Raw genomic sequence first — 24552 nt, forward strand, 5'->3', positions numbered from 1 at the left:
TCCTTCGATACGGTTACAGGAGGGCGACGGTGACGATCGCCATGAGGGCGCCCACCAGGTAAAAGCGCTGGACGACCTTTGTCTCCGCCCAGCCGGAAAGCTCGAAGTGGTGATGCAAGGGGCTCATCTTGAAGATGCGCTTGCCGGTGGTCTTGAAGGAAGCCACCTGCATGATCACCGAGAGGGTCTCGGCCACGAAGACCGCCCCCAAAGGGATGAGGAAGAGTTCGAGACGCCCGAGCACTGCGCAGCCGGCGATGGCGGCCCCCAGGGCGAGCGAGCCCGTATCGCCCATGAAGACCTGCGCCGGGTGGCTGTTGAACCAGAGGAAGCCCAGGCACGCCCCCACCAGCGAGAGCAGCAGCATGACCGTACCCGCCTGGGCGGGGAAGGCGCCCGAGACGTTCAGGACGAGCCAGGCGAGACCGCCGAAGGCGATCGCCATGGTCCCCGCCGCCAGGCCGTCGAGGCCGTCCGTCAGGTTCACCGCGTTGGTCGTGCTGGTCATGACCAGCACCAGAAGCGGGTAGTAGACCCAGCCCAGGTCGAAGAGACCGTGGGAGACGGGGATCATGATGGTCGTGCCGTGGCCCGACCAGGCGAGGTAAGCCGCGAACAGGGCCCCCGCGAGGATCTGGCCGCCGAGTTTCTGGCGAGCCGAAAGGCCCTTGTTCTGGCGCTTCTTGATGATCAGGTAGTCATCGAGCCAGCCGATGAAGGCATAAGCGAGGATGACCGCCATGACGGCGACCACGTCCCGGTGCAGGGTCCCCGAAACGGCGCCCCCGAGGATTGCGATCAAGAGGGCCGGGGCCACGATCAGCCAGCCGCCCATGGTGGGGGTGCCCGCCTTGGCGTGGTGGGACTGAGGGCCCTCCTGGCGGATGCTCTGGCCCATCTTCCAGCGGCGAAGGTACGCGATGAAGGGGCCGCCCGCCACGATCGCAAGCAGCATGCTCACGAGCGGGGTCAGGGACACGGGAAAGGACAGGGTCATGCCGGATGGCCTCCGAGGTGGTGGGTGAGCGCCTGGACGATCTCTTCCATGCGGGTGGAGCGCGAGCCCTTGACGAAGACGCGATCGCCGTCCTTGACGGTCGCAAGCAATTCGGCGATCAGCGCGGGCTTGTCATCGAAGTGGGTGGCCTTGCCCGGCGCCTGATCCGCGATCCAGCGGCTCATCTCACCCACGGTGAAGGCGTAGTCGATGGGCAGGTCCCTTACCGCGTCGCCCACCGCTCGGTGACCGACCTCGGCGTAGGTGCCCAGCTCGCCCATCTCGCCGAGCACCGCGATGCGCCGCCCCTCGCAGGGCTCCTCGCAGAAGCCCGCGAGCGCCGAGCGCACCGACTCGGGGTTGGCGTTGTAAGTCTCGTCCACCACCTCGACCGACCCGAGGCGCAGCACCTGGGCGCGGCCCGGCAGATCGGTGGGAGCGAAGGAGAAGGCATCCGGGAGTTGCAGGCCCAGGTGCCAGGCGACTGCGACAGCGGCCAGGGCGTTGGCGCGGTGATGGGGGCCCGCCACGGGCAACGTCAGGCGGATGCGGCCCTCGCGCTGCTTGGGGCCCGCCTGGTAACAAGCATCGAAGGTGAGACCCTCGCCCTCGGCCCAGACGGTGGCCGTCCCGGGGCGCAGGCTGTAGGTGACGAGCGGCCCCGCATGGTCTGCGGCCTGGGCCATGACCAGCGGGTCGTCGGCGTTGAGGACGGCGGCCATGGCGGGCCCGCCCACGCGGACCAGTTCGCCCTTGGCCCGGGCGATCGCCTCCTGGGTGCCAAGGCGGCCGATGTGGGCGGTGCCGACGTTGGTGATGATCCCCACGTCGGGCCGCGCCACGCTCGCGAGGTAAGCGATCTCGCCGGGGCCGCGCATGCCCATCTCGACGACGACTGCCTTGTCCTCAGCGGTCATGGTCAGGAGGGTCTTGGGCACGCCGATCTCGTTGTTGTAGTTGGCGTGCGTCTTGCCGACCGGCAAGAAGTGGCTCAAGAGAGCGGCGACCGCCTCCTTGGTGGAGGTCTTGCCCGAGGAGCCCGTCACGGCCACGACCGTCAGGCCCAGCCGCTCCCGGTGGTAACGGGCGATGTCGCCGTAGGCGGCAAGCGTGTCCTCGACCCGCACCGCCGCGAGGCCGTCAGGCACCGTGACCCCGTCGCGCGAGACCAAGACGCCGGTCGCCCCGGCACTAGCCGCCTGATCGAGGAAATCGTGGCCGTCGAAGCGCGCGCCCTTGAGCGGGATGAAGAGCGAGCCTTCGCCGAGCTCGCGGGTGTCGGTGGTGATGCCGGTGAAGGGGGCAGCGGCGCTGCCTGCGATCAGGCGGCCGCCCGTGGCCTTCAGGACGTCGTCGAGTGAAAGGGTCATCGGGCGACCGTCCGCTCGGCGATCGCCTCGCGGGCGACCTCTCGGTCGTCGAAGGCCAGGGTCTGGTCGCCGATGATCTGGTAGGTCTCGTGGCCCTTGCCCGCGATCACGACCACGTCGCCGGGGCGCGCTGCGCGGATCGCCGCGTGGATGGCCTCACGGCGATCGACGAAGGCCTCATAAGGGCTGGTGATGCCCTCGGCCACTTGGCGCATGATCGCCTGCGGATCCTCAGAGCGCGGGTTGTCCGAGGTCAAGAAGACGAGATCAGCCCCCTCGGCGGCCACCTTCCCCATCATGGGGCGCTTGGAGGCGTCGCGATCGCCCCCGCAACCGAAGACCACCAAGAGCCGTCCTCGGGTGAAGCCCCGGGCGGTGCGCAGCACGTTCTCCAGGCCATCGGGGGTGTGGGCGTAGTCCACCAGGACCGAGAAGGGGTGATCGGGCGCCGTCACCACCTCGACCCGGCCGGGCACCCCGCCGACCTGCGAAAGGCCCTTGGCGACCGTCTCGAGGTCGAGGCCGAGCGCAAGCGCCGCTCCGGCCGCTGCCAGGGCATTCGAGACGTTGAAGAGGCCGGGCAGCCGGAGCGAGACCGCCGCGCGGCCCCAGGGGGTCACCAGCGTCCAGCGCGAGCCCCCCGCGTGCAGCGACAGGTCCTCGGCCATCAGATCCGCTTCCTGCCCCTGGGCCGAGTAGGTCAGGACCGGGGCGGCGCTTGCGGCCACGAAGCGCGCGTAGGCGGGATCGTCCCGGTTGATCACCGCGCGACCGGTCGCGTTCAGGGCCTCGAAGAGCTTGGCCTTGGCGTCGCCGTAGGCCTCCAGGGTGCCGTGGTAGTCCAGGTGATCGACCGTCAGGTTGGTGAAGACCCCCACGTCGAAGGCCGCGTGCGCCACGCGAGCCTGGTCGAGGGCGTGGCTCGAGACCTCCATCACGACCGCATCCACCGCCGAGCGGCGCATCCGGGCGAAGATCCCCTGTAGTTCCAGGGCCAAAGGCGTCGTGTGGCCGGTCTCGACCACACCGCCGGCGAAGCGGCTGCCCAGGGTGCCGATGAGGCCCGTGGTCTTGCCCGCGGTTTGCAGGATGGCCTCGATCAGGTGGGTGGTGGTGGTCTTGCCGTTGGTGCCCGTCACCCCCACCACCGAGAAGGCCTCGCTCGGGTGGCCGTAGAAGCGCGCTGCAAGCTCCGAGAGGACCCAGCGCGGGGCCTCTACCGGCACGGTCGGTACCCCAAGGTCCTCGGGGTGCGCGGCACGCCAGGCGGCGTCCACCACCACGGCACTCGCGCCCTGCTGAACGGCATCGCCGAGGCGATCGTGCGCGTCCACCCGCGTCCCCTTGAGGGCGACGAAGACGTTGCCCGGCTGGACCAGGCGCGAGTCGTAGGCGACCCCGGTGGCCTCGCCCGAGAAGGGGCGACCCTTGTCGTCGTGGTAGCCTGCGAGGAGATCAGCGAGCAGCATGAGATTTCTCCGAGTCGGAAGGATTGGGGACGTACGGCTGCACGCCCAGGTAGCGCAGGGTCTCGCTCGACACCGCCTGGAAGAGAGGAGCCGCCGTCTGAGCGGCGTAGTGACCCTTCTGGGGACTGTCGATCAGGGCGAGCACCACCAGCTGTGGTTTCTCGGCCGGCACGAAGCCCAGGAACGATGAGATCACGTCGTTGGTGTACCCGATCCCCGACTCCCGCGACTTGTTGGCGGTGCCCGTCTTGCCCGCCACATTATACCCTGGGATCCGCGCCGATTTCCCGGTGCCGCTCTCGACCACCGTGTGGAGCATGGTCAAGACCTCTTTGGCGACCTTGGGCGAGATCACCTGGCTCGGCGAGGCGACGGGGAAGGCCTCGATCAGCGAGCCGTCGGGCGAGACGACCTTGTCGATCAGGCGCGGCTGGTGCAGACGGCCCTCGTTGGCGATGGCACCCGCCGCCGTCAGGATCTGGAGCGGCGTCACCGAGAGGCCGTACCCGTAAGAGATCGAGCTCTGGCGGCCCACCGGCCAGGGCAGCTTGGGCAAGAGGCCCTTGCTCTCACCCTTGATCCCGGAACCGGTGTTCGCCCCGAAGCCGAACTTCTCGAGCATGTCCCGGTGGAACTCGCCGGACATGCGCTGGGCGATGAGCAGCGAGCCCACGTTGGAGGAGACTTCGAGGATCCCTTCGGGCGTCAGCTGTCGGATGCCCGGGGGGGCGTCGTGGTCCGAGATGGTGTGGCCCGCCACCTTGATGTTCGGCCCGCACGGGAAGACGGTCTCGGGGGTAATCCGGCCGCCCTCGAGGGCCGAGGCGACGGTGAAGATCTTGATGGTCGAGCCGGGCTCATAGACGTCGTTGACCGCCCAGTTCTTGATGAGCTCCCACTTGGTCCCCTTGTAGTGGTTGGGGTTGTAGGTGGGCATCACCGCGAAGGCCAGGAGGTTGCCGGTCGAGGGGTCCATGATGAGGACGGCGCCGCGCTTGGCCTGGTGCTTCTCCATGGACTTGGAGAGCTCGCGCTGGGCGATGTGCTGGATCGTCTCGTCGATGGTGAGCACCACCCGCGCCCCGTCGGCCTGGAGGGTCAAGAGGGGGGAGCCCGCGTTCGCGCGCAGGATCTCGCGGCCCCGGGCGTCCACCTGCACGTGCAGCTTCTGGTCGGAGCCGCGCAGCACCTTGTCGAAGCCGTGCTCGATCCCGGCCAGGCCCTGGTTGTCGATGCCGACGAAGCCGAGCAGGGTGGCGGCCAGGGTGTCCTTGGGGTAGAGGCGCTTGCTCTCGCGGATGACGCCGACGCCCGAGATCTTGAGGGCCTTGACGGCCTTGCCCGTCGCCTGGTCCTGCTGGCGGGCGATCCAGCGCCAGTGGGTTCCCTTCAGGCTCGCGCGCAGGTCGGTCTCGCTCATCTTGAGGACGGGGGCGAGGCGCGCAGCGATCCGCTCGGGGGGATCCTCGAAGTCGACCGGCTGGGCGTAAATCGAGCTCGCCTCGACCGAGACCGCGAGCTCGCGGTTGTTGCGATCGACGATCTCGCCGCGGACCGAGGCGAGGCTGATCTCGCGGGTGCGCTGCTTGCGGGCGAGATCCGTCAGGTAGGAAGCCTGGAAGACCTGCAGGAAAAGCATGCGGCCCACCAGGAAGAGGGCGAAGAAGGCGAGCCCGCCGTAGACCCAGCGGCTACGGGCCCGAACGACTTGGGCGCGGGACATGGTCAGTAGGCCTCGGGCACTCCGAAGGTAGGCGGCGCGACCTTCACGGCCTTGGCGCCGCCCGAGGGGGGAGCGGGCACGAAGAGGGCCCCAGGCGCATGGCCCAGGCGCAGGTCAGCCACGGCGCGATTCTCGACGCGATCGGGCGACTCGGCCTTGGCGAGCTCGGCGCGCAGGCGCACGTTCTCGCGGCGCTGGGTGAAGATCTCCGCCTGGATCCGGTTGAGGGAGGCCTCTTGGACGACCGTCAGGACGTAGAGCGCCAGGTTCGCGAGCAAGAGCGCGGCCACCACGACGGTCAACGTCGAGGTCCGCGCGCGGGAGCCGAACAGCACCTTCCAGCCGGTGCGACGGACAGGCGGCGTTCGCAGGGCGGGCAGGGCGCGAGCGTTGGGAGCGGCCGGCATGCTCAAATCCTCCTGGCGACGCGCAGCTTCGCCGAGCGGGCGCGCGGGTTGCGGGCGTTCTCTTCGGGGGTGGCGACCACGGGCTTCGAGGTCAGGATCTCGAGGGTCGGCTTGCGGCCGCAGACGCACATGGGCACGCGGGGCGGGCAGATGCAGCCCTTGGCCTCGTCCCGGAAGAACTGCTTGACCATCCGGTCCTCGAGCGAGTGGAAGCTAATGATCGCAAGGCGGCCGCCGGGCTTGAGCCGCGAGACGGCGGCGGGCATGACCCGCTCGAGCACCCCAAGCTCGTCGTTGACGGCAATGCGCAGGCCCTGGAAGGTGCGGGTGGCCGGGTGGATCCCGTCCTTGGCGCGGGGCACCACGCGTTCGACGACCGAGACCAGATCGGCGGTCGTCTCGAAGGGGCGCTCGGCACGGCGGCCCACGATGGCCCGGGCCACCGCGCGAGAATGGCGCTCTTCGCCGTAGCGCCAGATCACGTCCGCGAGCTCCCGCTCCGGCATGGTGTTGACCAGGTCGGCGGCAGAGGCGACTTGATTGGGATCCATGCGCATGTCGAGGGGCCCTTCCCGCATAAACGAGAATCCGCGGCTGGCCGTGTCCAGCTGGTGGCTGGACACCCCGAGATCCAAGAGGATGCCGTCGAGCGGCTCCTGGGGCCAGACCGGCAGGACCTCCGAGAAGTTGCCGCGCCGGATCTCCACGTTGGAGCCGATGGCCGAGAGGCGACGTCGGGCGGCTTCGATGGCCTCCGGGTCTTGGTCGATCCCGTAGAGCTGGCCCGAGGGGCCAATCGCCTCCAGGATGAGGGCCGCATGGCCGCCGCCGCCCAGGGTCCCATCGAGGACGCGAGCGCCAGGCGCGGGCGCGAGCCACTGCAGCACTTCGCCCGGGAGGACCGGAAGATGATAGTCGCCCGCCACCACGCTAGAGCACGCCTTTCTGCATCGTCTGTGATCGCGCCCACACCGGGCGCGAAGAAGAAATGGGGCGAAACCGCGGTTTCGCCCCGAGCCAGTGGACCTGTAAGCCGAGTTCTGTCCCCCCGCGGGGAGGGCGATCATCTCTCTTGGACGACAGTTACCTGCCGCCTCCAGCGACCTTACCCGGGGAATCGGCGGGTCGCGTCAACTTCCCCTGTTTGGTCTTGCACCGGACGGGGTTTACCTAGCCAGCCGGTCACCCGGCTGCTGGTGGGCTCTTACCCCACCTTTGCACCCTTACCCGACACGTGGACGTTGTTGGCACCAAGCGTGGCGGCAGATGGTTCTGAAAGAAAAACTTCCAAGAAGAGGTCGCATACGCCGCGAAGTGAGGTGCGAAAACTATGTCGGGCGGTATCTTTCTGTGGCACTATCCTCGGGGTTGCCCCCACTGGGCGTTACCCAGCGTCCTACCCTATGGAGCTCGGACTTTCCTCAGAGCCGCTTGCGCGGCCCCGCGATCGCCTGTTCCACTGGCCAAGTGCAGTATAGCAACCGCCGAGGACCCGCGCAACCGCGCCCCGCTCAGCGCCGGCGCCCCGCCGTGGCCACCAGTTCGAGACTGAAGCCATGCCCCAGGCTGTGGGCGCGTCGAAGGGGGTGGATCACCACCTCCGGATGACGCTTGGGGGCCCGACGCAGCGAACTGGTCACCTGCAGCAGGGTGATAAGCCCAACCCGCGGCCCGAAAGACGAGTCGTACGACATGGGAAAGCCTCCTTCCGGATGGGAAACACGCACCATCTCTTCATATTTCTTTAATACTTAGCATAAAGTTGCTTCATCGACCAGGCTTTATTCGGAGAGCTTGACAGGCGAGCAGGCTCCACCTAGAATCCGGAGAAATCGAACAAATTTTCGAACACCTCTCAACTCGCTCGCCCCCACGCTTTCCCTCGGAGGTATCCCACCATGGCCACCTCGATCCGCCCTCACCGCCCCGTCCTCGTCGCCCAGCGCCGCCTGCGCCCCTTGAGCCATCGGCGCTCCTGGCTCGAGCGCTTCTGGGATCCGCGCGAGATGTTCGGCTTCAAGATCACGCTGCTGCTCGGCTGCTACCTACTCTCCGCCGCGATCACCTAGCCCCCGCGGCTGCTTCATCGGGGGCCTGCGCCTTGGCAGGGGCGCGCTGCGATCGCTACAATCGAAGGCGATTCGCATGAAAGGACGGCCCTGATGGCCCCGAAGGGCGCCCCCACTTATTACGACCGGCTCGGCGTCAGCCAAGAGGCCGACGAAGACCAGATCCGCCTCGCCTACCGCACCATGGCCAAGCGCCACCACCCCGACCGACCGGGGGGCGATCCGCGCCGCATGGCCCTGCTCAACGAGGCCTACGAGACCCTGATGGACGAGCGCAAGCGCATGCGCTACGACTCGACCATCAAGCCCACCCAGGCGGCCCCCACGCGCCAGGCAAGGCCCACGAATGTCCCCTTCGTCGATCCCCACGTCTTCTACCAGACGGTCTTCGCCCCGCTCGATGCGACCCTCGATGGGGCCATCGGCAAGTTGCTCGACCAGCTGGACGACCTCTCGGGCGATCCGTACGACGACGCCTTGATGGAGGCCTTCGAGGCAGTGGTCGCCGATGCCCGGCGCCGCTTCGACGAGGGTGGTCGGCGCCTTGCGACCTCCCCCGTGCCGTGGCACTGGCAGGCAACCATCTCCCTCTACGAGCAAGGCATGCGCCAGGTGGGCGACGCCCTCGAAGAGTTCGAGACCTTCCCCCTCAACTACCACCTGGACCATCTGGTGGACGGCCGGGCCATCATGCTCGGCGGTTCCGAGCTGATGACCGAGGCCCGCGAGCGCCTGCGGCGCTGAACACGAGGAGAATCCCCTTGTCCGACGAGATCGAACTCGAACTCTCGCCCCCCTACGCCACCACCGCCGCGTTCTACGCCGACGTGGAGCGCAACCTCGCAGTCGTCTTCGACGCCTACGCCCCCGAGGGGGTCGCCCCCACCTGCCGCAAGGGGTGTGACGCCTGCTGCCACCAGCTGGTGATGATCACCGTCGCCGAGGCGCGCGAGGCCGCCCGCATCCTCGAAACGCGCCCCCGAGAGACGCAGGCGGCAATCCGCGAGCGGATCACCACCTGGCACGAGGCGACGGCCGATCTGCGCCAACGGCTGCAGAGCGGGGCCGACGAGGCCCTCGAGGATCTGGTGGAAGGGATCGCCGCCGACTACTGGCAGCGCCGGGTGCCCTGCCCCTTCCTCGAAGCCGGCTCCTGCGCCATCTACGAGGGACGCCCCCTGGCCTGCCGCCACCACTTCTCGGTCAGCGATCCGGCGCTCTGCGCGACCAGCCGAGACGAGGCGATCGAGGTGGACAACGAGATGGCCGCCGAGTTTTTGGCCGTCATGGACGATGCCTTCTTCCTGGCGCAGGATGCCGTCCCCGAGGACGAGACCGAGATCGGGATGCTCCCCGAGCTGGTCGGCCTCGTCCTGGCCGAAACGATTTAAGCCGCAAAAGCATCGGGGCGGTTGGCACGTGCCAACCGCCCCGATGCTTTTGTGAGTGGTGCTTAGCTTGCGTAGAGCGCCGCCAGTGCCCGCTGACGCTTGGACAGGGCCTCCAGCTCGAACATCAGGAAACTGACCAGATCGGGCTTGCTCGGATCGAGCTCGAGCTCGGCGTCCGAGGCGCTCGGTAGGAAAGCCGAGGAAAACTCCCGGCTCAGGGTGCGGATCAGGCTCGCCTGGCCCGGGTTGAGCTCCAGGACGATTTCCCCGTGCCGCAGGGTGAGGTCGTCCAGCGAAGCGACCGCCTTGCGCCGACGCTTGGGAGCAGTCGTTCCCTCCGTCTTGGGGGTCCGGGGGGTCTTAGCAGGCTTCCGTTCGTTCATGGCGATTCCTCCCTTTGTCTTGATGGCATATCGTGCATGGATCACACACGCATCGAATAATCGTTTTAATACCGGGAATCAATTCCCTCTCAAATCCAATATGGCGATTATAGACCCAAAAATACCGCCGAAAAGAGGGCAACAATCACTTACAATGTGAAGCAAAACGCTACCATGGGGGCTATCTCTCTTTTTCGAGATTTACCTTTCCGAAAAGCGCCACTTCCCGCGCCTTACCGGGTGAACACCCCACTGAAAGCAAGGCATTGCTTTTATTAGCGCCCTTCCCTAAGCTTCCTTAAGAAATCTCTCGGATCATTAATCCAACGAGCGCTTTTGCGCATCAACAGGGCAACACGGGGAAAGGCCCCGGGAGCGTGACGCTCCCGGGGCCTTTCTTCTTAATGAACGATTTAGTTGCCGTTTTGCATCCGCTCGCGCTGCTCGCGGGTCCGCGCGATGGCCTGCTCCAGCTCCGCGTTGCCCTTGACGATCTGCTCGAGCTTGTCGAGCCGCGAGTCGGTGAAGAGGCCCGTCAGGTTCGCGAAGACCGTGGACTTGATGAAGAGGGTCTTGGTCTTCTCTTCCTTGAGGCCGTTCAGGGTCTCGTCGAGCTGGCCCTGATCCTTGGCGTCGCGCAGGATGTCCAGGATCCGGTCCTGCTCGCCGCCCGAGGTGAAGCCGTCGTACAGGTTGCGGATGAGCTTGGCCTTCTGCTCGGGCGACGCCAGGCCGATCTCCGTGGGGGAGAGGGCCAGGGTCTCGTCGTCCAGCGCACGCTTCTCCTTGCGCTCGATCTCCTTGCCGTCCTCGCCCTTCTCCTTGACCACCCGGGTCTTGTTCCGGGCCGAGAGATCGCTCAGACGACCGGTCATATCGCCGTAGGCGTCATGGGCACGCTTGACGATCGCCTCGAAGTCGGGCCGCTCGGCATCGTCGCCGGGAATCTTCGCAAGGCGCCCATCGGCGGTTTCCAGGTGCTTCTTGGCCTCACCGAGGCTCTTCCAGGCGCTCGGCTGCGGCATCTGGAGGAGGCCCACCTTGGCCTTGGCGACCTGCTGGGCTGCCTCGTGGGCCTTCTGAGCCGTATCCTGAGCTTCCTGGGCGCGCTTGAGCTGGTCTCGCAGGCCGTCGGCCTCCGAGGGAGCGGGCTTGAGGCGCAGGGTCTCGCCGGCGAAGATGCGATCGCCGGTCGAGGTGCGGGTGCGGCCCCGGGTGATCTCGGGGTTGAGTTCGAGCAAGGTCTGCTGCGAGACGCCGACGCGCGCCGCAATCTTGGCGAGGGTGTCCCCCGGGCGGACCACGTACTGATCGGCCCGCCCCTTGAAGGTGTCCGGCGAGGACGCGGGAGCTGCGGCCTTGGGCTGCTCCTCGGCCTTGGGGGGCTCGGCGGCGCGGCGCGTAGGCCCGGCGGTCTGGGGGGTAGTCGGTTTGTTGATCTGCATGACGATACTCCCTGTCGAAAAGGGGCTAGCGAGGCATGCCCGTCACGGATGCCGTGAACGCGGCCTGCATGTCCTTGTTGCCGCCGAACGGCCACCAGCTCTTGAGCTTGCCGGCCATCGCCACCTTGGCCGCGTCCGGCATGCGTTCGATCCAGCGCGCCCCGACCGAGGCGCCCATGGTCTGGCCCAGCCGCTCCACGTCGTCCTTGCTGAGGACGCTGACCAGATTGGTGTAGTAGGAGGGTGCGAAGGTCGCCCCGGGCGCGGGATCGCCGAACAGGGCCGCCAGGGTCTGGTCGCGGAAGGAGCGGGTGAGATCCTCGAGCATGCGGTTGAGGCCCTTGCCGCCCCCGCCGAAGTAACCATCGAGGGCCGTGGCCATGCCGTCCAGCTCGCCCTGCTGGCGCGCCAGATCGGAGATCGAGACGACGGCGGCCTGGTCTTCGCTGCTGGTGCGGCCGTCGAGCAGGATCTTGATCATCTGGGCCTTCTGCTCGGGCAGCGAGGCATAGAAGAGGTCGAAGTTGCTGTTGACGATGTCGCGAACCATCTTGTGGTCGGCGTTCTGGAGGATCTGGGCGAGCTGCTTGACCTTGGGGTCGTTGGGGTCCTTCTTGCTCGGGCCCGAGGTGCCGTTGGCGCCGTTCGTCCCGTTCGCACCGTTCGCCCCATTGGTGCCCGTGGTGCTCATGCTGCCCGGCGAGGTGTTCGGCACCTGGCCGTTCTGGGGGGTGTCCCAGTTGGCCGGCATCTGCGCCTTGTCCCACTGCACCGGATCCGCGTAGCGGGCCACGACGGGCTCGGCGAAGCGCGGCACGATGCCGCCGCCGCTCGCCACCGGGGCGGCCGGCTGGAAGGGGATGTTGGCCTGGGGCTGCATCTGGCCCGTGGTCCCGAGGGGGGTGGCCGTTCCGCTCGCCTGGGTCCCCAGGTCCCCGAGCGGGGTGGGGGTGCCGCCGACGGCGGTCGTCGTGCCCGAATAGGTCGCAGGGGTCGTGCCGGGCAGGGCCCCGAGCGGGCTCACCGTGCCGGGGGCCGCCGCCGCGGGCGTGGTGCCGGGCAGCGCGCCCAGGCTCTGGGCGGTGCCGCCGCCCGCTAGGACCGGCGAAGGCGTGGTGGCCTGCTCCAGCGCCACCTGCATCATGGCGAGCTGCTGGGAGGCGAGCTCCTTGGCCTCGCCCTCGGGCATGGCCTTGAGGGCGGTCTCGGCGGCCGTGTAGGCGGTGCGCGCCTTGGAGATGGCCTCTTGCTGGAAGGCGCGGATATCCGCCTCGGGGATCTGGCCGAGCACCTTGCCGGCGGCGTCGAAGGCCTTGAGGGCGCCGTTGAAGGTGACGCTCGCGTCGTTGAAGGGGGTGGACGGATCGGCGGCCCCTTCGGGGTACTGGGCGTTGAAGTCGGCGAGGATCTGGGCGACCTTGTTGGCGAAGGTCGGGCGCTCGGCGTCGCTCTCGGGGATCAAGGCGAGCATCTTGGTGGCCGAGTCAACGGTCGAGGCGGCCACCTCCCGGCCGCGATCGCCCGCGTCGGCCGCCGGCTGGATCGAAGCCTGGTTGATGTAGTCCTTGGCCGCCTGCACCACCTTGTTCGAGGCGGTGGTGGTCTTGGCCGGATCGATCTGCTTGGGCTCGGGCGCACGCAGGCGGACCGTATCGCCGGGATAGATCAGGCGACCGTCAGCGGCGCGGGGCTTGCCGTTGTCATCCTTGCCCGTCTTGAAGAGCTCGGGGTTGAGGGCCTTGAGCTGGTCGAGGCTGACCTGGTGCTTGGCGGCGAGGACCGAGAGGCTATCGCCCGCCTTGACGCTCACCTGCTCAGGGATGGCCTGGCGAGAATCGCTCGCAGGCTGCTTGGCAGGCTCGGCCGGCTTCGCGGCGCTCGCGTCGGGGGCCTTCTCGGGCACCGCCTCGGGAGGCTTCTCGGTGGGCTGAAGCTTGGCGAGCGACGTGCCCCGCAACGGAGCCGCGCTGGCGCGCCCTGCACCCGATTGATCTGCCGCTCTGACCATCTCGCCGACTCCTTTTCCACATGGGACCGCTTGTTCTTTATCCTTCCCTGAGGCGCCCCGCTTGTCACCTTAACCGACATTTAACGCCCGACGAAGAACGGTTACTTGGCCGGAGCGTGGGGGTATAGGCTCGCAAGAGAGGCCGAGAGAGGTGATGTAGACGATGCTGCCGCTGTGGTTCTGGCTGATGCTGTGGGTAGTTTCGACGTACTGGCTGGTGCGGGTCGTCGGCAAGCCGATCATCGAAGCGGGCCGCGCCCAGCGCCTGGCCGCCGAGGCCGCGGCGCAGGAAGCTGCTGCGCAAGCAGCCCCTTCGGCGGATGAGGGCACCGGCCTGACGCCCCTCTGGATCCACCTTGAAGGTCTGACGCTCGGCCTTCAAGGCGCGGACGTCGAGGCGCTGTACGGCACGCCTGAGCTGGTCGAGCAGCCCACCGAGGAGACCGAGCGCTGGCGCTACCCCATGACCGCCGAGGGCGAGGACGGGCAACCCGTGACCGGGACCCTGGTGCTCGAATTCGAGCGCGGCAAACTCACCGGCAAGGCCTTCGAGCAGATCGATTCGCCCGAGCAGGCCGTCTTGCCAAGCGAAACGGAGGCCCCTGACGAGGCCTCCGTTCCAGAGAGCGAAGCTGTCGCCGCTCTTTAGTGCATTTCCTTGATCCAGGCGAGAAGCTTCTGAGCGGCGGGGAAATCGCCGCCCTTGCGCTGGATGGCGTCCTCGAGGTTGGCCATGGCGTCGTGCATGCCTTCGTGGCCGCCCATGTTGACGGCCTCCTCGAGCTTCTCGCGCACGCCCTTCTCCTTGAAGGTCAAGAGGGCGAGGGCGTGGTTGTAGCGACCCTGAGCGGTCCCCTTGGCGGCCTTCGAGAAGGCGATCGCCTCGGCCTTGTTGCCGAGCAGGATGTGCAGCCAGCTCAGGCTGACGATGACCCGCACGTCGTTCGGGGAATCCTTGTAGAGGGCCTGGAAGTGGGCGAGCACTTCCTCGAGGGGGGCGCCTTCCTCGTAGCGCTTGAGGCCTTCTTCGTAGCGGCCTTCGGTCGTCTGGGTGGTCATTCTGGTTGCGTCTCCTCGGTCTATCGCTTGGGGGGCCCGGCGGGCCATGCCTCCCATGATAGGGAGCCAACCCCCAGGCTGCAAGCCTCACGCGCCTTCAAACAAGCAATCGTTCATCGGGTCGCAACAAGACTGTCACGAATGTCGGTTAGTTTGAAGGGTCCGGTCGGTATAATCCCCTCAGAGCCGAACAAGCGGCTATTCCCGCAGGTCCCTCGCCCTTCCCCCGTACGGAGGCCGTCTTCATGAGACGCATGCGTGGCACGATCCGGTACCTTGCGGGCTTCGCCCTCGCCGCCCTCGTCATGGCCGCGACCGAGACGGGCTTCCCCTCGGGAGCCCAGGGCGACGACTACACCCATGCGCTCATGGCGGCCGCTCCGAACGTGGAGAAGCCCCCCGTCGAGTGGCTCCTCTCCCCCCACTCCGATGTCCGGCCCGCGGGGGTCCCGATCGACATGATCGTCATCCACGACACCGAGACCCCCGGCGTCAAGGACGCCAAGACCATCTGGCGCCACTTCGCCAATCCCAACAGCCAGGTCAGCGCCCACTACATCATCGGCAAGGCCGGCGAGATCGTGCAGTGCGTGCCCGACCACCTGCGGGCATGGCACACGGGTGAGAGTTACTACCAGGGCCAGGACCACCTCAACGACCGATCGATCGGCATCGAGCTGGTCAACGCCCAGACGGGCAGCGATCCCTTCACCAACGCCCAGTACCGCTCCTTGATCCAGCTGGTGGCGTACCTGGTCGCCACCCACAACATCCCCCTGGAGCGGGTCGTGGGGCACAAGGACATCACCCTCAAACCCGAGGTCAAGAAGGACCCCGCCGCCAACTTCAGCTTCTCGCGCATGTTCGAGGGGGTACGCATCGCCCTCTCGCCCGAGGCGACGCGGCAGGCGAACATCGGGGACCGCCCGCCGCGCTGAGCCGGCTCTCCGCCCCACGGTGGGGAGGGAGGCTCAAGGGGTGAGGCTATCGAGCTGCAGCTCGAAGCTCGAGGTGGCCACCCCGAGCGCATTCCCGTTGATGGGCACCGAGTAGGTGGCGAAATCGCGCTGCCGCACGAGCCCCACCCCGCGCGCCAGCCAGTAGTGCGTGACGGGGGCCCCGTTCGCGGCGATCTGCTGGCCCAGGTGGACGGTCTGGTAGGTGCCCGCCGGGACCGAGACGCTCTCCTCGCCGAGCGAGAAGGCCCGCAGGGCCGGGATCTCGGAGCCCGAGGCCGGCAGGACCTCGGCGCCGGCGGGGGTGAAGATGCCCGCCGAATACCGCAACGACACCCCTTGTTCGTCCGACGTCACCGTGCCGTCCGGCAATACCCGGACGACCGCGGTGCCGCTGCCCGTCTCCGTCTGGCCGTTCTGGTCGGTGGCCCGGGAGGTGGTGCGGATGGTCGCCTGCGTGGGCGCGTAGGCGGTCGCCTCGAAGGTCATGGTGCCGGTCACCCGGCTGCTGTCGGTGGCGAGGGGCCCCGGCAGCTCGTTGACGGCGGTGAAGGAGTAGTTCGCGCGGTAGCTGCCGCTGGGGGGGAAGTAATAGTCGCGCGGCTGCATGCCGCCCCCTTGGCTGATCGAGGCGGGCGAACCGGGCGGGCGCCCCACCTGAGCGCCGTCGCCCGGCGCGGCGCCGGCGTTGCAGGCGGCAAGGACCAGGGTCGTGGCTCCCAGGAGCCCGGCAAGCAAGGGATAGTGGCGGGTCATGGATCCTCCTCTCCCGACGGGTTGGCACCGGACACTTAAGCGCATGGCCGGCTGCACGGGAAGGGCCATTTGGCCGAGCCTTTCCGCCATGACCCCCGAACGCCTCGTCACCTCTTTGGACAAACAAGCGCAAGTTTGGCATCCTAAATGCGGATAACCGATCCGCCAAACCTCGGATCATGAAAAAGGAGACGTCCGAACGCATGCGCATCCCCTCCCCTCGCCTCTGGTCAAGCCTCCTGGCGCTCGGCGTCCTCACCGGTTGCAGCCTGCCCATGGCCGCCCCGAGCAACGGGGGTGAGCGCGCCCTGATGCAGGCCCTCGAGGCCAAGGCCCGCGTGCCGCTCGCCATCCCCTACAAGACCTCGGACCAGCTGACCCAGCTGGTCAACAACGAGATGGACCTCTGGGGCGTCACCGACGACGTGGCCTACGGCACCGGCAGCAAGCGCACCGTCGAGACGGCCAAGAAGCTGGGCCTCACGCCCACCCACCGCAGCAGCGTGCGCCTCGACAACACCTACGACCCCAAGTACCGGACCTACGAGCAGATGGTCTCGGACATGAAGGGCCTCGCCGCCAAGTACCCCCAGCTCTGCAAGCTGGTGGACCTGGGCGATTCGTGGGAGAAGAGCAAGGGCAAGGCCAACCGCGACATCTGGGGCCTGCGCATCGGCACCAGCGCCCCCGACACCAAGCCCGGGGTGGCCTTCTTGGGTGAGCATCACGCCCGTGAGCTCGTCACCTCCGAGATCACCTACATGGTCGCCGAGCACCTGCTGGCCAACTACGGCAAGGACGCGGACGTGACCTTCGCCGTGGACAACCGCGAGATCTGGGTGGTGCCCATGGTCAACCCCGACGGCCACGTGCTGGCCGAAGAGGGCAAGGACTGGCGCAAGAGCACCACCACCGCCTACGGCCTGAGCACCTTCGGCTTCGGCCCCGAGGGACCGGGGGTCGACCTCAACCGCAACTACGGCTTCTCATGGGACAAGGCCCCCGTCGGCAGCTCCAAGAACCCCTCGGATGCGACCTTCCGTGGGTCGGGCCCCTTCTCGGAGCCCGAGACCCAGGCCATGAAGAGCCTGCTCACCGGCCACAAGTTCACCTACTGCATGAGCTACCACTCGTTCAGCAACGCGATCCTCTGGCCCTGGGCCTACACCCACGACGCGCCGGCCGACAAGCGCCTCGCGGCGGTCGGCAACAAGATCGCGAAGCTCGCGGGCTACCACGGCAAGCAGTCCGCCGACCTCTACGTCCACGGCGGCACCACCAACGACTGGGCCTACGGCGAGCTCGGGATCTTCACCTACACCAGCGAGATGGGCTCGTACCAGGACGGCTTCGATCCCCCCTTCACCAAGGTCGCCCAGTTCTGGAAGGAAAACCTGCCCGGGGCCATGTTCATGCTCAAGACCGCCGACGACCCCACCGCGGTCTACGGCCCCGAGGTCGAGAAGCCTCTGACCGAGGGCGCGGCCCTTGCGGCCCCCGGTGCGATCGCAGCCGAGGCCTTCTTCGACCGTCCCGGCCAGGCCGGCACCGGTCTGGCGCTCGCCAAGACGACCGGCGGCTTCGAGGCCCCCAAGAACGCCTCGCGCCGCCTCGCCCTGGTCCACGCCAAGGACGCCAAGGGGAACTGGGGTCCCTACACGGCCGTTTGGACCCGCTAAGCTAGTCAGCAAGCCAATTCGAGCAGCGGTGGACGCGGATCCACCGCTGCTTGTCTGTTGCAAGGGCCCCATCGTTTTGTTACAGGCCCGTGACGAGCGTCCGGTGATTTGCTAGGATTAAAGCCAACGTTAACGGCCCTTTAGGTACATGGGCCGAGCCCCCTCCAAGGCCCCGAGCGCCTCTGAGCTCGAACGAGCCGCCTCGAGCGCTCCTGAAAGGAGTTTGTGACACTTCGATGGGCGTTTCCAACAAGAACTACTTCCTGCTGAGGAAGTTGCACCAGTTCACCGGCGCGATCCCGCTGGGTGCTTACCTGCTTGTGCACCTTCTCGTCAACTCCTACTCGACTATGGGTTACGCCGAGTTCGACGAAAAGGTCCACCTCCTCGAGTCCATGCCGATCCTGATCGCCATGGAGATCGGCCTCATCTACTTGCCGCTCATCTACCACTCGCTGTTCGGCATCTGGGTGGGCTTCATCGCCAAGAACAACCCCCTGCGCTTCCCCTACGCCCGGAACTGGAACTTCGCGATCCAGCGCTGGACCGGCTTCTTCATGCTCTTCTTCCTGGCTTACCACGCCTGGTTCATGCGCTTCCAGGGCACGCCCATCGGCGAGATGGTCAAGAACGTCGGCTTCGCCGGCTCAGGCTACGCCAAGGTCGTCGAGCACCTGGCGAGCAACGGCATGATGGCCCTGTACGCGGTCGGCCTGATCGCCACCACCTACCACTTCGCCAACGGCCTGTGGGAGTTCTGCATCGACTGGGGCATCACCGTCAGCATGAAGGCCCAGCAGATCTCGGCCATGGTGATGATCGTGGTGTGGCTCGGCGTCTCGGCCCTCGGCCTGATGTCGATTGCAGGCTTCCGTAACCCGGCGCTCATCGAAGAGGCCAAGCAGGTCCAGCCCGCCGCGGCGGGTCATTCCCACGGGGAGGTTTACTAATGGACGCGAATCGCATCATCGTCGTCGGCGGCGGTCTTGCCGGCCTGATGACCGTCATCAAGGCCGCCGAAGCCGGCGTGCACGTGGACCTCTTCTCGCTGGTGCCCGTCAAGCGCTCGCACTCGGTCTGCGCCCAGGGCGGCATCAACGGCGCCGTCAACACCAAGGGTGAGGGCGACAGCCCCGCCATCCACTTCGACGACACCATCTACGGCGGCGACTTCCTGGCCAACCAGCCCCCCGTCAAGGCCATGTGCGAGGCGGCCCCGCACGTCATCAACCTGTTCGACCGCATGGGCGTGCCCTTCAACCGCACCCCGGAAGGCCTCCTCGACTTCCGTCGCTTCGGCGGCACCAAGCACCACCGCACGGCCTTCGCCGGCGCCACCACCGGCCAGCAGCTCCTCTACGCGCTGGACGAGCAGGTCCGTCGCTGGGAGTCCCAGGGCAAGGTGACCAAGTACGAGGGCTGGGAGTTCCTCTCGGCGATCCTCGACGACGAGGGCATCTGCCGCGGCGTGGTCTGCCAGAACGGCAAGACCATGGAGATCAAGGCCTTCACCGCAGGCGCGGTCGTGCTCGCCACCGGCGGCAACGGCATGGTCTTCGGCAAGAGCACCAACTCGCTGATCAACACCGGGACCGCTCAGGGTGCCGTCTACCAGCAGGGCGCCTTCTACGCCAACGGCGAGTTCATCCAGGTCCACCCGACCTCGATCCCCGGCGGCGACAAGCTCCGCCTCATGTCCGAGTCGATCCGCGGCGAGGGCGGCCGGGTGTGGGTGCCTTCCGACGGCAAGGACGGTCGTCCCCCCGCCGGCGAGCCCTGGTACTTCCTCGAGACCATGTACCCCGCCTACGGCAACCTGGTGCCCCGCGACATCGCGACCCGCGCCATCTTCCAGGTCTGCGTCGACATGAAGCTCGGCGTCGACGGCGAGAACCAGGTCTACCTGGACGTCAGCCACCTGGATCCGCACATGCTCGAGCGCAAGCTCGGCGGCGTGCTCGAGATCTACGAGATGTTCGTCGGTGACGACCCCAAGAAGGTCCCGATGAAGATCTTCCCCGGCATGCACTACACCATGGGCGGCCTGTGGGTCGACTACGACCAGATGACCAACATCCCCGGCCTGTTCGCGGTCGGCGAGTGCGAGTACCAGTACCACGGCGCCAACCGCCTGGGTGCGAACTCCCTGCTCTCGACGGTCTACGCCGGCATGGTGGCGGGCCCCTCCTCGGTCAAGTACATGAAGGCCCAGGCCAAGGTCGAGGTGAAGCCCTCGGTCGCCGAGGCCGCCGTCAAGCGCGAGACCGACCGCTACAACCAGATCCTGAACATGAAGGGGACCGAGAACCCCTACGTGCTGCACAAGGAGCTGGGCGAGTGGATGACGGACAACGTGACCGTCGTGCGCTACAACGACCGCCTCGAGAAGACCCTGGCGCACCTGGACACCCTGTCCGAGCGCTGGAAGAAGATCAACATCGACGACGTCGGTCCCTGGAGCAACCAGGCGGTGCCCTTCACCCGCCAGCTCTGGAACATGATCGAGATCGCCAAGGTGATCACCAAGGGCGCGCTCTTGCGCAACGAGAGCCGCGGTGCCCACTACAAGCCCGACTTCCCCGAGCGCGACGACGCCAACTTCCTGAAGACGACCATGGCCCGCTGGACCGCCAACGGCCCCGAGATCACTTACCAGGAAGTCGATACCAGCCTGATCAAGCCCCGCCCGCGTAAGTACGACGTGGACAAGGAAGCCGCGGCCAACGTGCCCGCGCCCGGCTCGGTCGAGGCGACCACCTCGGCCGTCGGCATGCACACCGAGGACCGCAAGCTCAGAGAGGAGTCGAAGTAATGCCTCCCGCCACCGTCAGCCTTCGAATCAAGCGCCAGGAGGGGCCCAATGCGGCCCCCCGCTGGGAGGAGTTCAAGGTCCCCTACTCCAAGGGCATGAACATCATCATGTGCCTGATGGAGATCCAGCGGAACCCGGTGAACGCCAGTGGCCAGAAGACCACCCCGGTCATCTGGGAAGCCGTCTGCCTCGAGCAGGTCTGCGGCTCCTGCTCCATGGTGATCAACGGCAAGCCTCAGCAGGCTTGCGCCTCGCTGGTGCAGAACCTCGCCCCCAACGGCGAGACCATCACCATCGAGCCCATGGGCACCTTCCCCATCGTGCGTGACCTGGTGGTCGACCGCCAGCGCATGTTCGACGCCCTCAAGAAGGTCCACGCCTGGATCGACATCGACGGCACCCACGACCTGGGCCCCGGCCCCCGTCAGAGCCCCGAGACCCAGGAAGTCACCTACGCCCTGTCGCGCTGCATGACCTGCGGCGTGTGCCTCGAGGCCTGCCCCAACGTGAACGAGCGCTCGCCGTTCATGGGGCCTGCGGCCGTCAGCCAGGTGCGCCTGTTCAACCTGCACCCCTCGGGATCGATGCACAAGGCCGAGCGCCTCGACGCGCTCAACGACATCGGCGGCGTCAACGACTGCGGCAACTCGCAGAACTGCGTCCGGGCCTGCCCCAAGGGCATCCCCCTGACGGAGTCGCTGGCTGCCATGAAGCGCGACACCACCGTCCACGGCCTGCTGGGCTTCCTCCAGCTGCCGTAAGGTTCAAGCTTGGCGGGGGCAACCGGTAGCGGTTGCCCCCGTCGCTTTGAGAGGCCATCATGAAAAAGTTCCTCGCCCACGGCTGCATGCTCGTCGGCATGCTGCACATGCCCGTCGCCCTCTACTTTGGCCTGACCCAGGGGATGGGGCCGGAGATGACCGTCTTCTTCTCGGGGCTCGGTTTCTTCTGGGGCGGTTACGTCCTCAAACGCGCGTTCGGAGTCTAAACACCCATGGCAAGCCTGATCACCGCCCAGCGGGGCACCCGCGACGTCCTTCCCCCCGAGTCTCTTCTCTGGAACAAGATCGAGGAGACCGCCCGGAGCTTCTTCGCGCGCTACCACGTGCTCGAAGTCCGCACCCCCATCTTCGAGGCCACCGAGCTCTTCACCCGCGGCATCGGCGAGGCCACCGACATCGTGAGCAAGGAGATGTACTCCTTCGTCGATAGGGGCGATCGCTCCATCACCCTGCGCCCCGAGGGAACGGCCGGCGTGGTCCGCGCCTACCTCCAGGGCAAGCTCGCCTCCACCATGCAGGGCCCGGTCAAGCTCTGGTACGCGGGGCCCATGTTCCGCTACGAGCGGCCCCAGGCGGGTCGCCAGCGCCAGTTCAACCAGATCGGGGTCGAGGTGCTCGGCACCAGCGACCCCAAGGCCGACGCCGAGGTGATCACCCTCGCCCTCGATATCTTCGCGGCCCTGTCGGTCTCGAACCTGCGCGTCGAGCTCAACAGCCTGGGCTGCGAAGACTGCCGCCCGGCTTACCGCGAGCGCCTCGTCGCCTACTTCGCCGAGCGTCAGGCCGACTATTGCACCACCTGCCTGGACCGGATGGAGACCAACCCCCTGCGGGTGCTGGACTGCAAGGTTCCCGCCTGCAAGGACCTGAACCGCGAGGCCCCCAGCCTCCAGGACGTGCTGTGCGAGGGCTGCCGCGAGCACCAGGCCAAGCTCTTCGGCTACCTGGACGCGGTGGGGGTGAAGCACCAGCTCAACCCGCGCCTGGTGCGCGGGCTCGACTACTACACCCGGACCGTCTTCGAGATCGTCGCCGAGGAGAAGCTGGGCAGCCAGGACACGGTCTGCGCCGGCGGCCGCTATGACAAGCTGGTCGAAGAGTGCGGCGGCCCGCCCACCCCTGCGGTCGGCTGGGCCTTCGGTGAGGAGCGCCTCGCCATCCTGCTCGAAGCCTCCACCCCCAAGGATGCGATCGATCTCTACGTGGCGGCCATGGGGCCCGAGGCCGAGGTCGCGGGCTTCAAGCTCGCCCACGGCCTGCGCAACCACGGCGACTGGCGGATCGAGTGCGGCTTCGGCGATCGCAAGCTCAAGAAGCAGCTGGAAGTGGCCGACAAGCTCGGCGCCCAGTGGGTGGCGATCATCGGGGAGGCCGAGCTCGAAGCCGGCGAGATCCAGCTCAAGAACCTCGCCGCGCGCACGACCCAGACCGTCGCCATGGACGCGGAGTCGCTCGCGGCGGCCCTGACGGCCGCGCTGCCCGAGAGCGGCTCGTAGCTCGCAAGCCTGCTATAATCAAAGCGCGTGTCACCCTCGGGTGCCCCCCGCCGTTGGATTAGGAGACATTCGAAATGAAAAAGGGAATCCTCGTGCTCGCGGCCCTCGCCATGACCTTGACGGCGGGCAACGCGATCGCCTGCGGCGACAAGGCCGCCTGCGGCAACGGGACCTGCGCCATGGACAAGAAGGCGCACGCTGCCCCCAAGGCCGTCGCCAAGCCCGCCAAGGCCGTCAAGAAGGACGCCTGCCAGCTCTCGACCAAGCTCGAAGTGCTCGGCATGGAGTGCGCCAACTGCTCGGACCACGTGACCCAGAGCCTCAAGGGCGTCAAGGGCGTCGAGGCCGTCTCGGTGGACCTCGAGACCGGCATCGCCTCGGTGGATTACTGCTCCATGCAGCTCAAGGACACCAAGGCCCTGATCAAGGCCGTCGAGAAGGCCGGCTATGACGCCAAGCTCGCCGCCGCAGCCCCCAAGGCCGCGCCCGCCAAGGCTCACCACTAAGCCTTCGAAAAATCGCTCGCAGGAGCCCTCGCCAGCTTGGCGGGGGCTCCTGCTGTTGCGCACAGCGCGCGAGGATCAGGCTGCCCCAAGCGTCAAGCGAGCTTTACTTTCGGAAGATCGGGCATCCCCTTTCGCGCCCTCTTGCGCTATCCTCGCTCGAACCGAACGTCACTTGCTCGTCCGAAGGAGGGAAGCCCGCATGATGAAGGGGAAGGTCCACCCGATGAACGCGACGCGCCTGTCGCTCGTCGTCATCGCCTCGATGGCCTCGACCCTCGGCTGTGCACAGGCTCCGGCCATTCAGCCCCCTCAGCCCGCCCCCCAGGCGGAAGCACCCAGCCAAGAAGCAGCGCCGGCCCCGATCCCCCACGCCGTGACGCCCGCGCAGCAAGCCCGGACATTCGGCGGCCCGCTGCGCGTCCCGCCGCGTGCCGCGTTTGCAAGCCCCGGCTTCGCGCAGAGCCCCGGCCGCTACGGTGGCGCCATGGGTTATCAGGGAGGCGCCAACCTGAGCTCCTGGCCCAACAGCACGCTGCGCGACGCGCTCTGGGCGCAACTACTCGGCCCCAACCCCGCCCAGACAGGGCAGGGGAGCTGGGGTTACGCCAGGGGCGGCACAAGCAACGGCGAGACCTCGTATTAGCCCATCAGGCCGTTTCCCCGGCGCTTCGGGGAAACCATGGCCGGAGCCCCCGCCGAACGGCGGGGGCTCCGGCCATGGGAGGGCCACCTCCTGTCCAACGATAAGCGAGCCCTGGTGCGGCGTTATTTGGGGCGGCTCGTCCAAACGCATCCCTCGGAGCCCTCCCGTATGGTGTCGGCTATGAGTAGCCACTCACCAAACGAGAGGTTTCGATCGCTACTCCATTTAAGGAGGTAGTCGTCCATGTCTGGATCCAAGCTCTTAGGAGCGAGCGTTTGCGCGCTGCTCGCCGCGACCGTCGGATGCGCCGAGCTTCCTAGCCAGCCCGGCCAGCGTACCTCGAACGCGCAGTCCCCCACCCGCAGCATCCAACAAGGCGGCTTCGCCGGTAACCAAGGGACTCAGGTGGGCGTCGGCGGCGGGCCCGGTGGCATCAACCAGGGTCTCGGCCAGACTGCTGGCGTGGTCGGCGGCGGCGGTGGCCCGGGCGGCGGCGCCTTCAACCAGGGCACCCAGGTTGGCGTCGGTGGTGGCCCCGGCGGCATCAACCAGGGTCTCGGCCAGACGGCAGGTGTCCTCGGCGGCGGCGGCGGCCCGGGCG

Annotated in this window: 26 protein-coding genes and 1 other RNA gene; 14 read left to right on the forward strand and 13 right to left on the reverse strand. The window is 67.3% G+C overall.

Annotated features, from left to right (window positions below; all coding sequences use genetic code 11):
• Positions 1–13: 13 nt before the first annotated feature.
• From J7643_19350 to J7643_19385, 8 genes are all read right to left on the reverse strand, one after another.
• Entirely contained in the window at positions 14–997 is a 984-nt protein-coding gene (locus J7643_19350) for a phospho-N-acetylmuramoyl-pentapeptide-transferase (GenBank protein ID MBO9542750.1), read from the reverse strand.
• Entirely contained in the window at positions 994–2367 is a 1374-nt protein-coding gene (locus J7643_19355) for a UDP-N-acetylmuramoyl-tripeptide--D-alanyl-D-alanine ligase (protein ID MBO9542751.1), read from the reverse strand. Before J7643_19355 ends, J7643_19350 begins: the two co-directional genes overlap by 4 nt.
• Positions 2364–3836 carry a UDP-N-acetylmuramoyl-L-alanyl-D-glutamate--2,6-diaminopimelate ligase gene (locus J7643_19360; GenBank protein MBO9542752.1) on the reverse strand — a complete coding sequence of 491 codons (1473 nt, stop codon included), beginning with the start codon at positions 3834–3836 and terminating at the stop codon, positions 2364–2366. Before J7643_19360 ends, J7643_19355 begins: the two co-directional genes overlap by 4 nt.
• Positions 3823–5559: a penicillin-binding protein 2 gene (locus J7643_19365; protein MBO9542753.1), complete on the reverse strand. Its 1737-nt coding sequence runs from the start codon at positions 5557–5559 to the stop codon at positions 3823–3825. The genes J7643_19360 and J7643_19365 overlap by 14 nt, the downstream gene beginning before the upstream one ends.
• A gap of 2 nt (positions 5560–5561) precedes the next feature.
• Complete coding sequence (locus J7643_19370; GenBank protein MBO9542754.1) at positions 5562–5966, reverse strand: hypothetical protein; 405 nt, start codon at positions 5964–5966, stop codon at positions 5562–5564.
• 2 nt (positions 5967–5968) lie between these two features.
• Positions 5969–6892 (reverse strand): 16S rRNA (cytosine(1402)-N(4))-methyltransferase RsmH, encoded by a 924-nt coding sequence (gene rsmH / locus J7643_19375; protein MBO9542755.1) that lies wholly within the window; start codon positions 6890–6892, stop codon positions 5969–5971.
• Between the two features lie 87 nt (positions 6893–6979).
• Positions 6980–7429: RNase P RNA component class A (rnpB, locus tag J7643_19380), an RNA gene on the reverse strand.
• 48 nt (positions 7430–7477) lie between these two features.
• Positions 7478–7660, reverse strand: coding sequence for a hypothetical protein (locus J7643_19385; protein ID MBO9542756.1), 183 nt, complete (start codon positions 7658–7660; stop codon positions 7478–7480).
• Positions 7661–7864: 204 nt separating this feature from the next.
• On the opposite strand from J7643_19385, the gene J7643_19390 reads away from it, so the two are divergent.
• The 3 genes from J7643_19390 (at position 7865) to J7643_19400 (ending at position 9426) form a co-directional block, all read left to right on the forward strand.
• Positions 7865–8035 (forward strand): hypothetical protein, encoded by a 171-nt coding sequence (locus J7643_19390; GenBank protein MBO9542757.1) that lies wholly within the window; start codon positions 7865–7867, stop codon positions 8033–8035.
• Positions 8036–8128: 93 nt separating this feature from the next.
• The gene (locus tag J7643_19395) at positions 8129–8779 is read left to right on the forward strand and encodes a J domain-containing protein (GenBank protein MBO9542758.1); all 651 of its coding nucleotides are present in this window, start codon (positions 8129–8131) and stop codon (positions 8777–8779) included.
• 17 nt (positions 8780–8796) lie between these two features.
• Positions 8797–9426 (forward strand): YkgJ family cysteine cluster protein, encoded by a 630-nt coding sequence (locus tag J7643_19400; GenBank protein ID MBO9542759.1) that lies wholly within the window; start codon positions 8797–8799, stop codon positions 9424–9426.
• A 62-nt stretch (positions 9427–9488) separates the two neighbouring features.
• On the opposite strand, the gene J7643_19405 is transcribed toward J7643_19400, so the two are convergent.
• From J7643_19405 to J7643_19415, 3 genes are all read right to left on the reverse strand, one after another.
• Positions 9489–9809: a hypothetical protein gene (locus J7643_19405; protein MBO9542760.1), complete on the reverse strand. Its 321-nt coding sequence runs from the start codon at positions 9807–9809 to the stop codon at positions 9489–9491.
• Between the two features lie 413 nt (positions 9810–10222).
• Complete coding sequence (locus tag J7643_19410) at positions 10223–11254, reverse strand: LysM peptidoglycan-binding domain-containing protein (protein MBO9542761.1); 1032 nt, start codon at positions 11252–11254, stop codon at positions 10223–10225.
• Positions 11255–11279: 25 nt separating this feature from the next.
• Positions 11280–13262 carry a LysM peptidoglycan-binding domain-containing protein gene (locus J7643_19415; GenBank protein ID MBO9542762.1) on the reverse strand — a complete coding sequence of 661 codons (1983 nt, stop codon included), beginning with the start codon at positions 13260–13262 and terminating at the stop codon, positions 11280–11282.
• 163 nt (positions 13263–13425) lie between these two features.
• Here J7643_19415 and J7643_19420 point away from each other — a divergent pair, with 163 nt between their 5' ends.
• On the forward strand, positions 13426–13911 hold the full coding sequence (locus J7643_19420) for a hypothetical protein (protein ID MBO9542763.1): 486 nt from the start codon (positions 13426–13428) through the stop codon (positions 13909–13911).
• Here J7643_19420 and J7643_19425 read toward each other — a convergent pair.
• Positions 13908–14321, reverse strand: a complete 414-nt coding sequence (locus J7643_19425) for a hypothetical protein (GenBank protein ID MBO9542764.1) — start codon at positions 14319–14321, stop codon at positions 13908–13910. The genes J7643_19420 and J7643_19425 overlap by 4 nt on opposite strands.
• A 245-nt stretch (positions 14322–14566) precedes the next feature.
• Between J7643_19425 and J7643_19430 the strand changes: the two genes are divergently transcribed.
• Complete coding sequence (locus J7643_19430) at positions 14567–15259, forward strand: N-acetylmuramoyl-L-alanine amidase (protein MBO9542765.1); 693 nt, start codon at positions 14567–14569, stop codon at positions 15257–15259.
• A gap of 33 nt (positions 15260–15292) precedes the next feature.
• On the opposite strand, the gene J7643_19435 is transcribed toward J7643_19430, so the two are convergent.
• Positions 15293–16033, reverse strand: a complete 741-nt coding sequence (locus J7643_19435; GenBank protein ID MBO9542766.1) for a hypothetical protein — start codon at positions 16031–16033, stop codon at positions 15293–15295.
• Positions 16034–16236: 203 nt separating this feature from the next.
• Between J7643_19435 and J7643_19440 the strand changes: the two genes are divergently transcribed.
• From J7643_19440 to J7643_19480, 9 genes are all read left to right on the forward strand, one after another.
• Positions 16237–17712 (forward strand): zinc carboxypeptidase, encoded by a 1476-nt coding sequence (locus J7643_19440; protein ID MBO9542767.1) that lies wholly within the window; start codon positions 16237–16239, stop codon positions 17710–17712.
• Positions 17713–17948: 236 nt separating this feature from the next.
• Positions 17949–18662, forward strand: a complete 714-nt coding sequence (locus tag J7643_19445) for a succinate dehydrogenase (GenBank protein MBO9542768.1) — start codon at positions 17949–17951, stop codon at positions 18660–18662.
• Positions 18662–20524 (forward strand): succinate dehydrogenase flavoprotein subunit, encoded by a 1863-nt coding sequence (gene sdhA, locus J7643_19450; protein ID MBO9542769.1) that lies wholly within the window; start codon positions 18662–18664, stop codon positions 20522–20524. The genes J7643_19445 and sdhA overlap by 1 nt, the downstream gene beginning before the upstream one ends.
• On the forward strand, positions 20524–21285 hold the full coding sequence (gene sdhB / locus J7643_19455) for a succinate dehydrogenase iron-sulfur subunit (GenBank protein ID MBO9542770.1): 762 nt from the start codon (positions 20524–20526) through the stop codon (positions 21283–21285). Before sdhA ends, sdhB begins: the two co-directional genes overlap by 1 nt.
• Before the next feature lie 59 nt (positions 21286–21344).
• Positions 21345–21512 (forward strand): hypothetical protein, encoded by a 168-nt coding sequence (locus J7643_19460; protein MBO9542771.1) that lies wholly within the window; start codon positions 21345–21347, stop codon positions 21510–21512.
• 6 nt (positions 21513–21518) lie between these two features.
• On the forward strand, positions 21519–22802 hold the full coding sequence (locus tag J7643_19465; protein MBO9542772.1) for a histidine--tRNA ligase: 1284 nt from the start codon (positions 21519–21521) through the stop codon (positions 22800–22802).
• Between the two features lie 74 nt (positions 22803–22876).
• Positions 22877–23308, forward strand: coding sequence for a heavy-metal-associated domain-containing protein (locus J7643_19470; GenBank protein MBO9542773.1), 432 nt, complete (start codon positions 22877–22879; stop codon positions 23306–23308).
• A 199-nt stretch (positions 23309–23507) separates the two neighbouring features.
• Complete coding sequence (locus J7643_19475) at positions 23508–23951, forward strand: hypothetical protein (GenBank protein MBO9542774.1); 444 nt, start codon at positions 23508–23510, stop codon at positions 23949–23951.
• 243 nt (positions 23952–24194) lie between these two features.
• Positions 24195–24552: hypothetical protein (locus tag J7643_19480; protein ID MBO9542775.1), on the forward strand; the 358-nt coding region annotated here is incomplete at its 3' end.

The sequence above is a fragment of the bacterium genome (assembly GCA_017744355.1).
Lineage (GTDB): Bacteria > Cyanobacteriota > Sericytochromatia > S15B-MN24 > UBA4093 > JAGIBK01.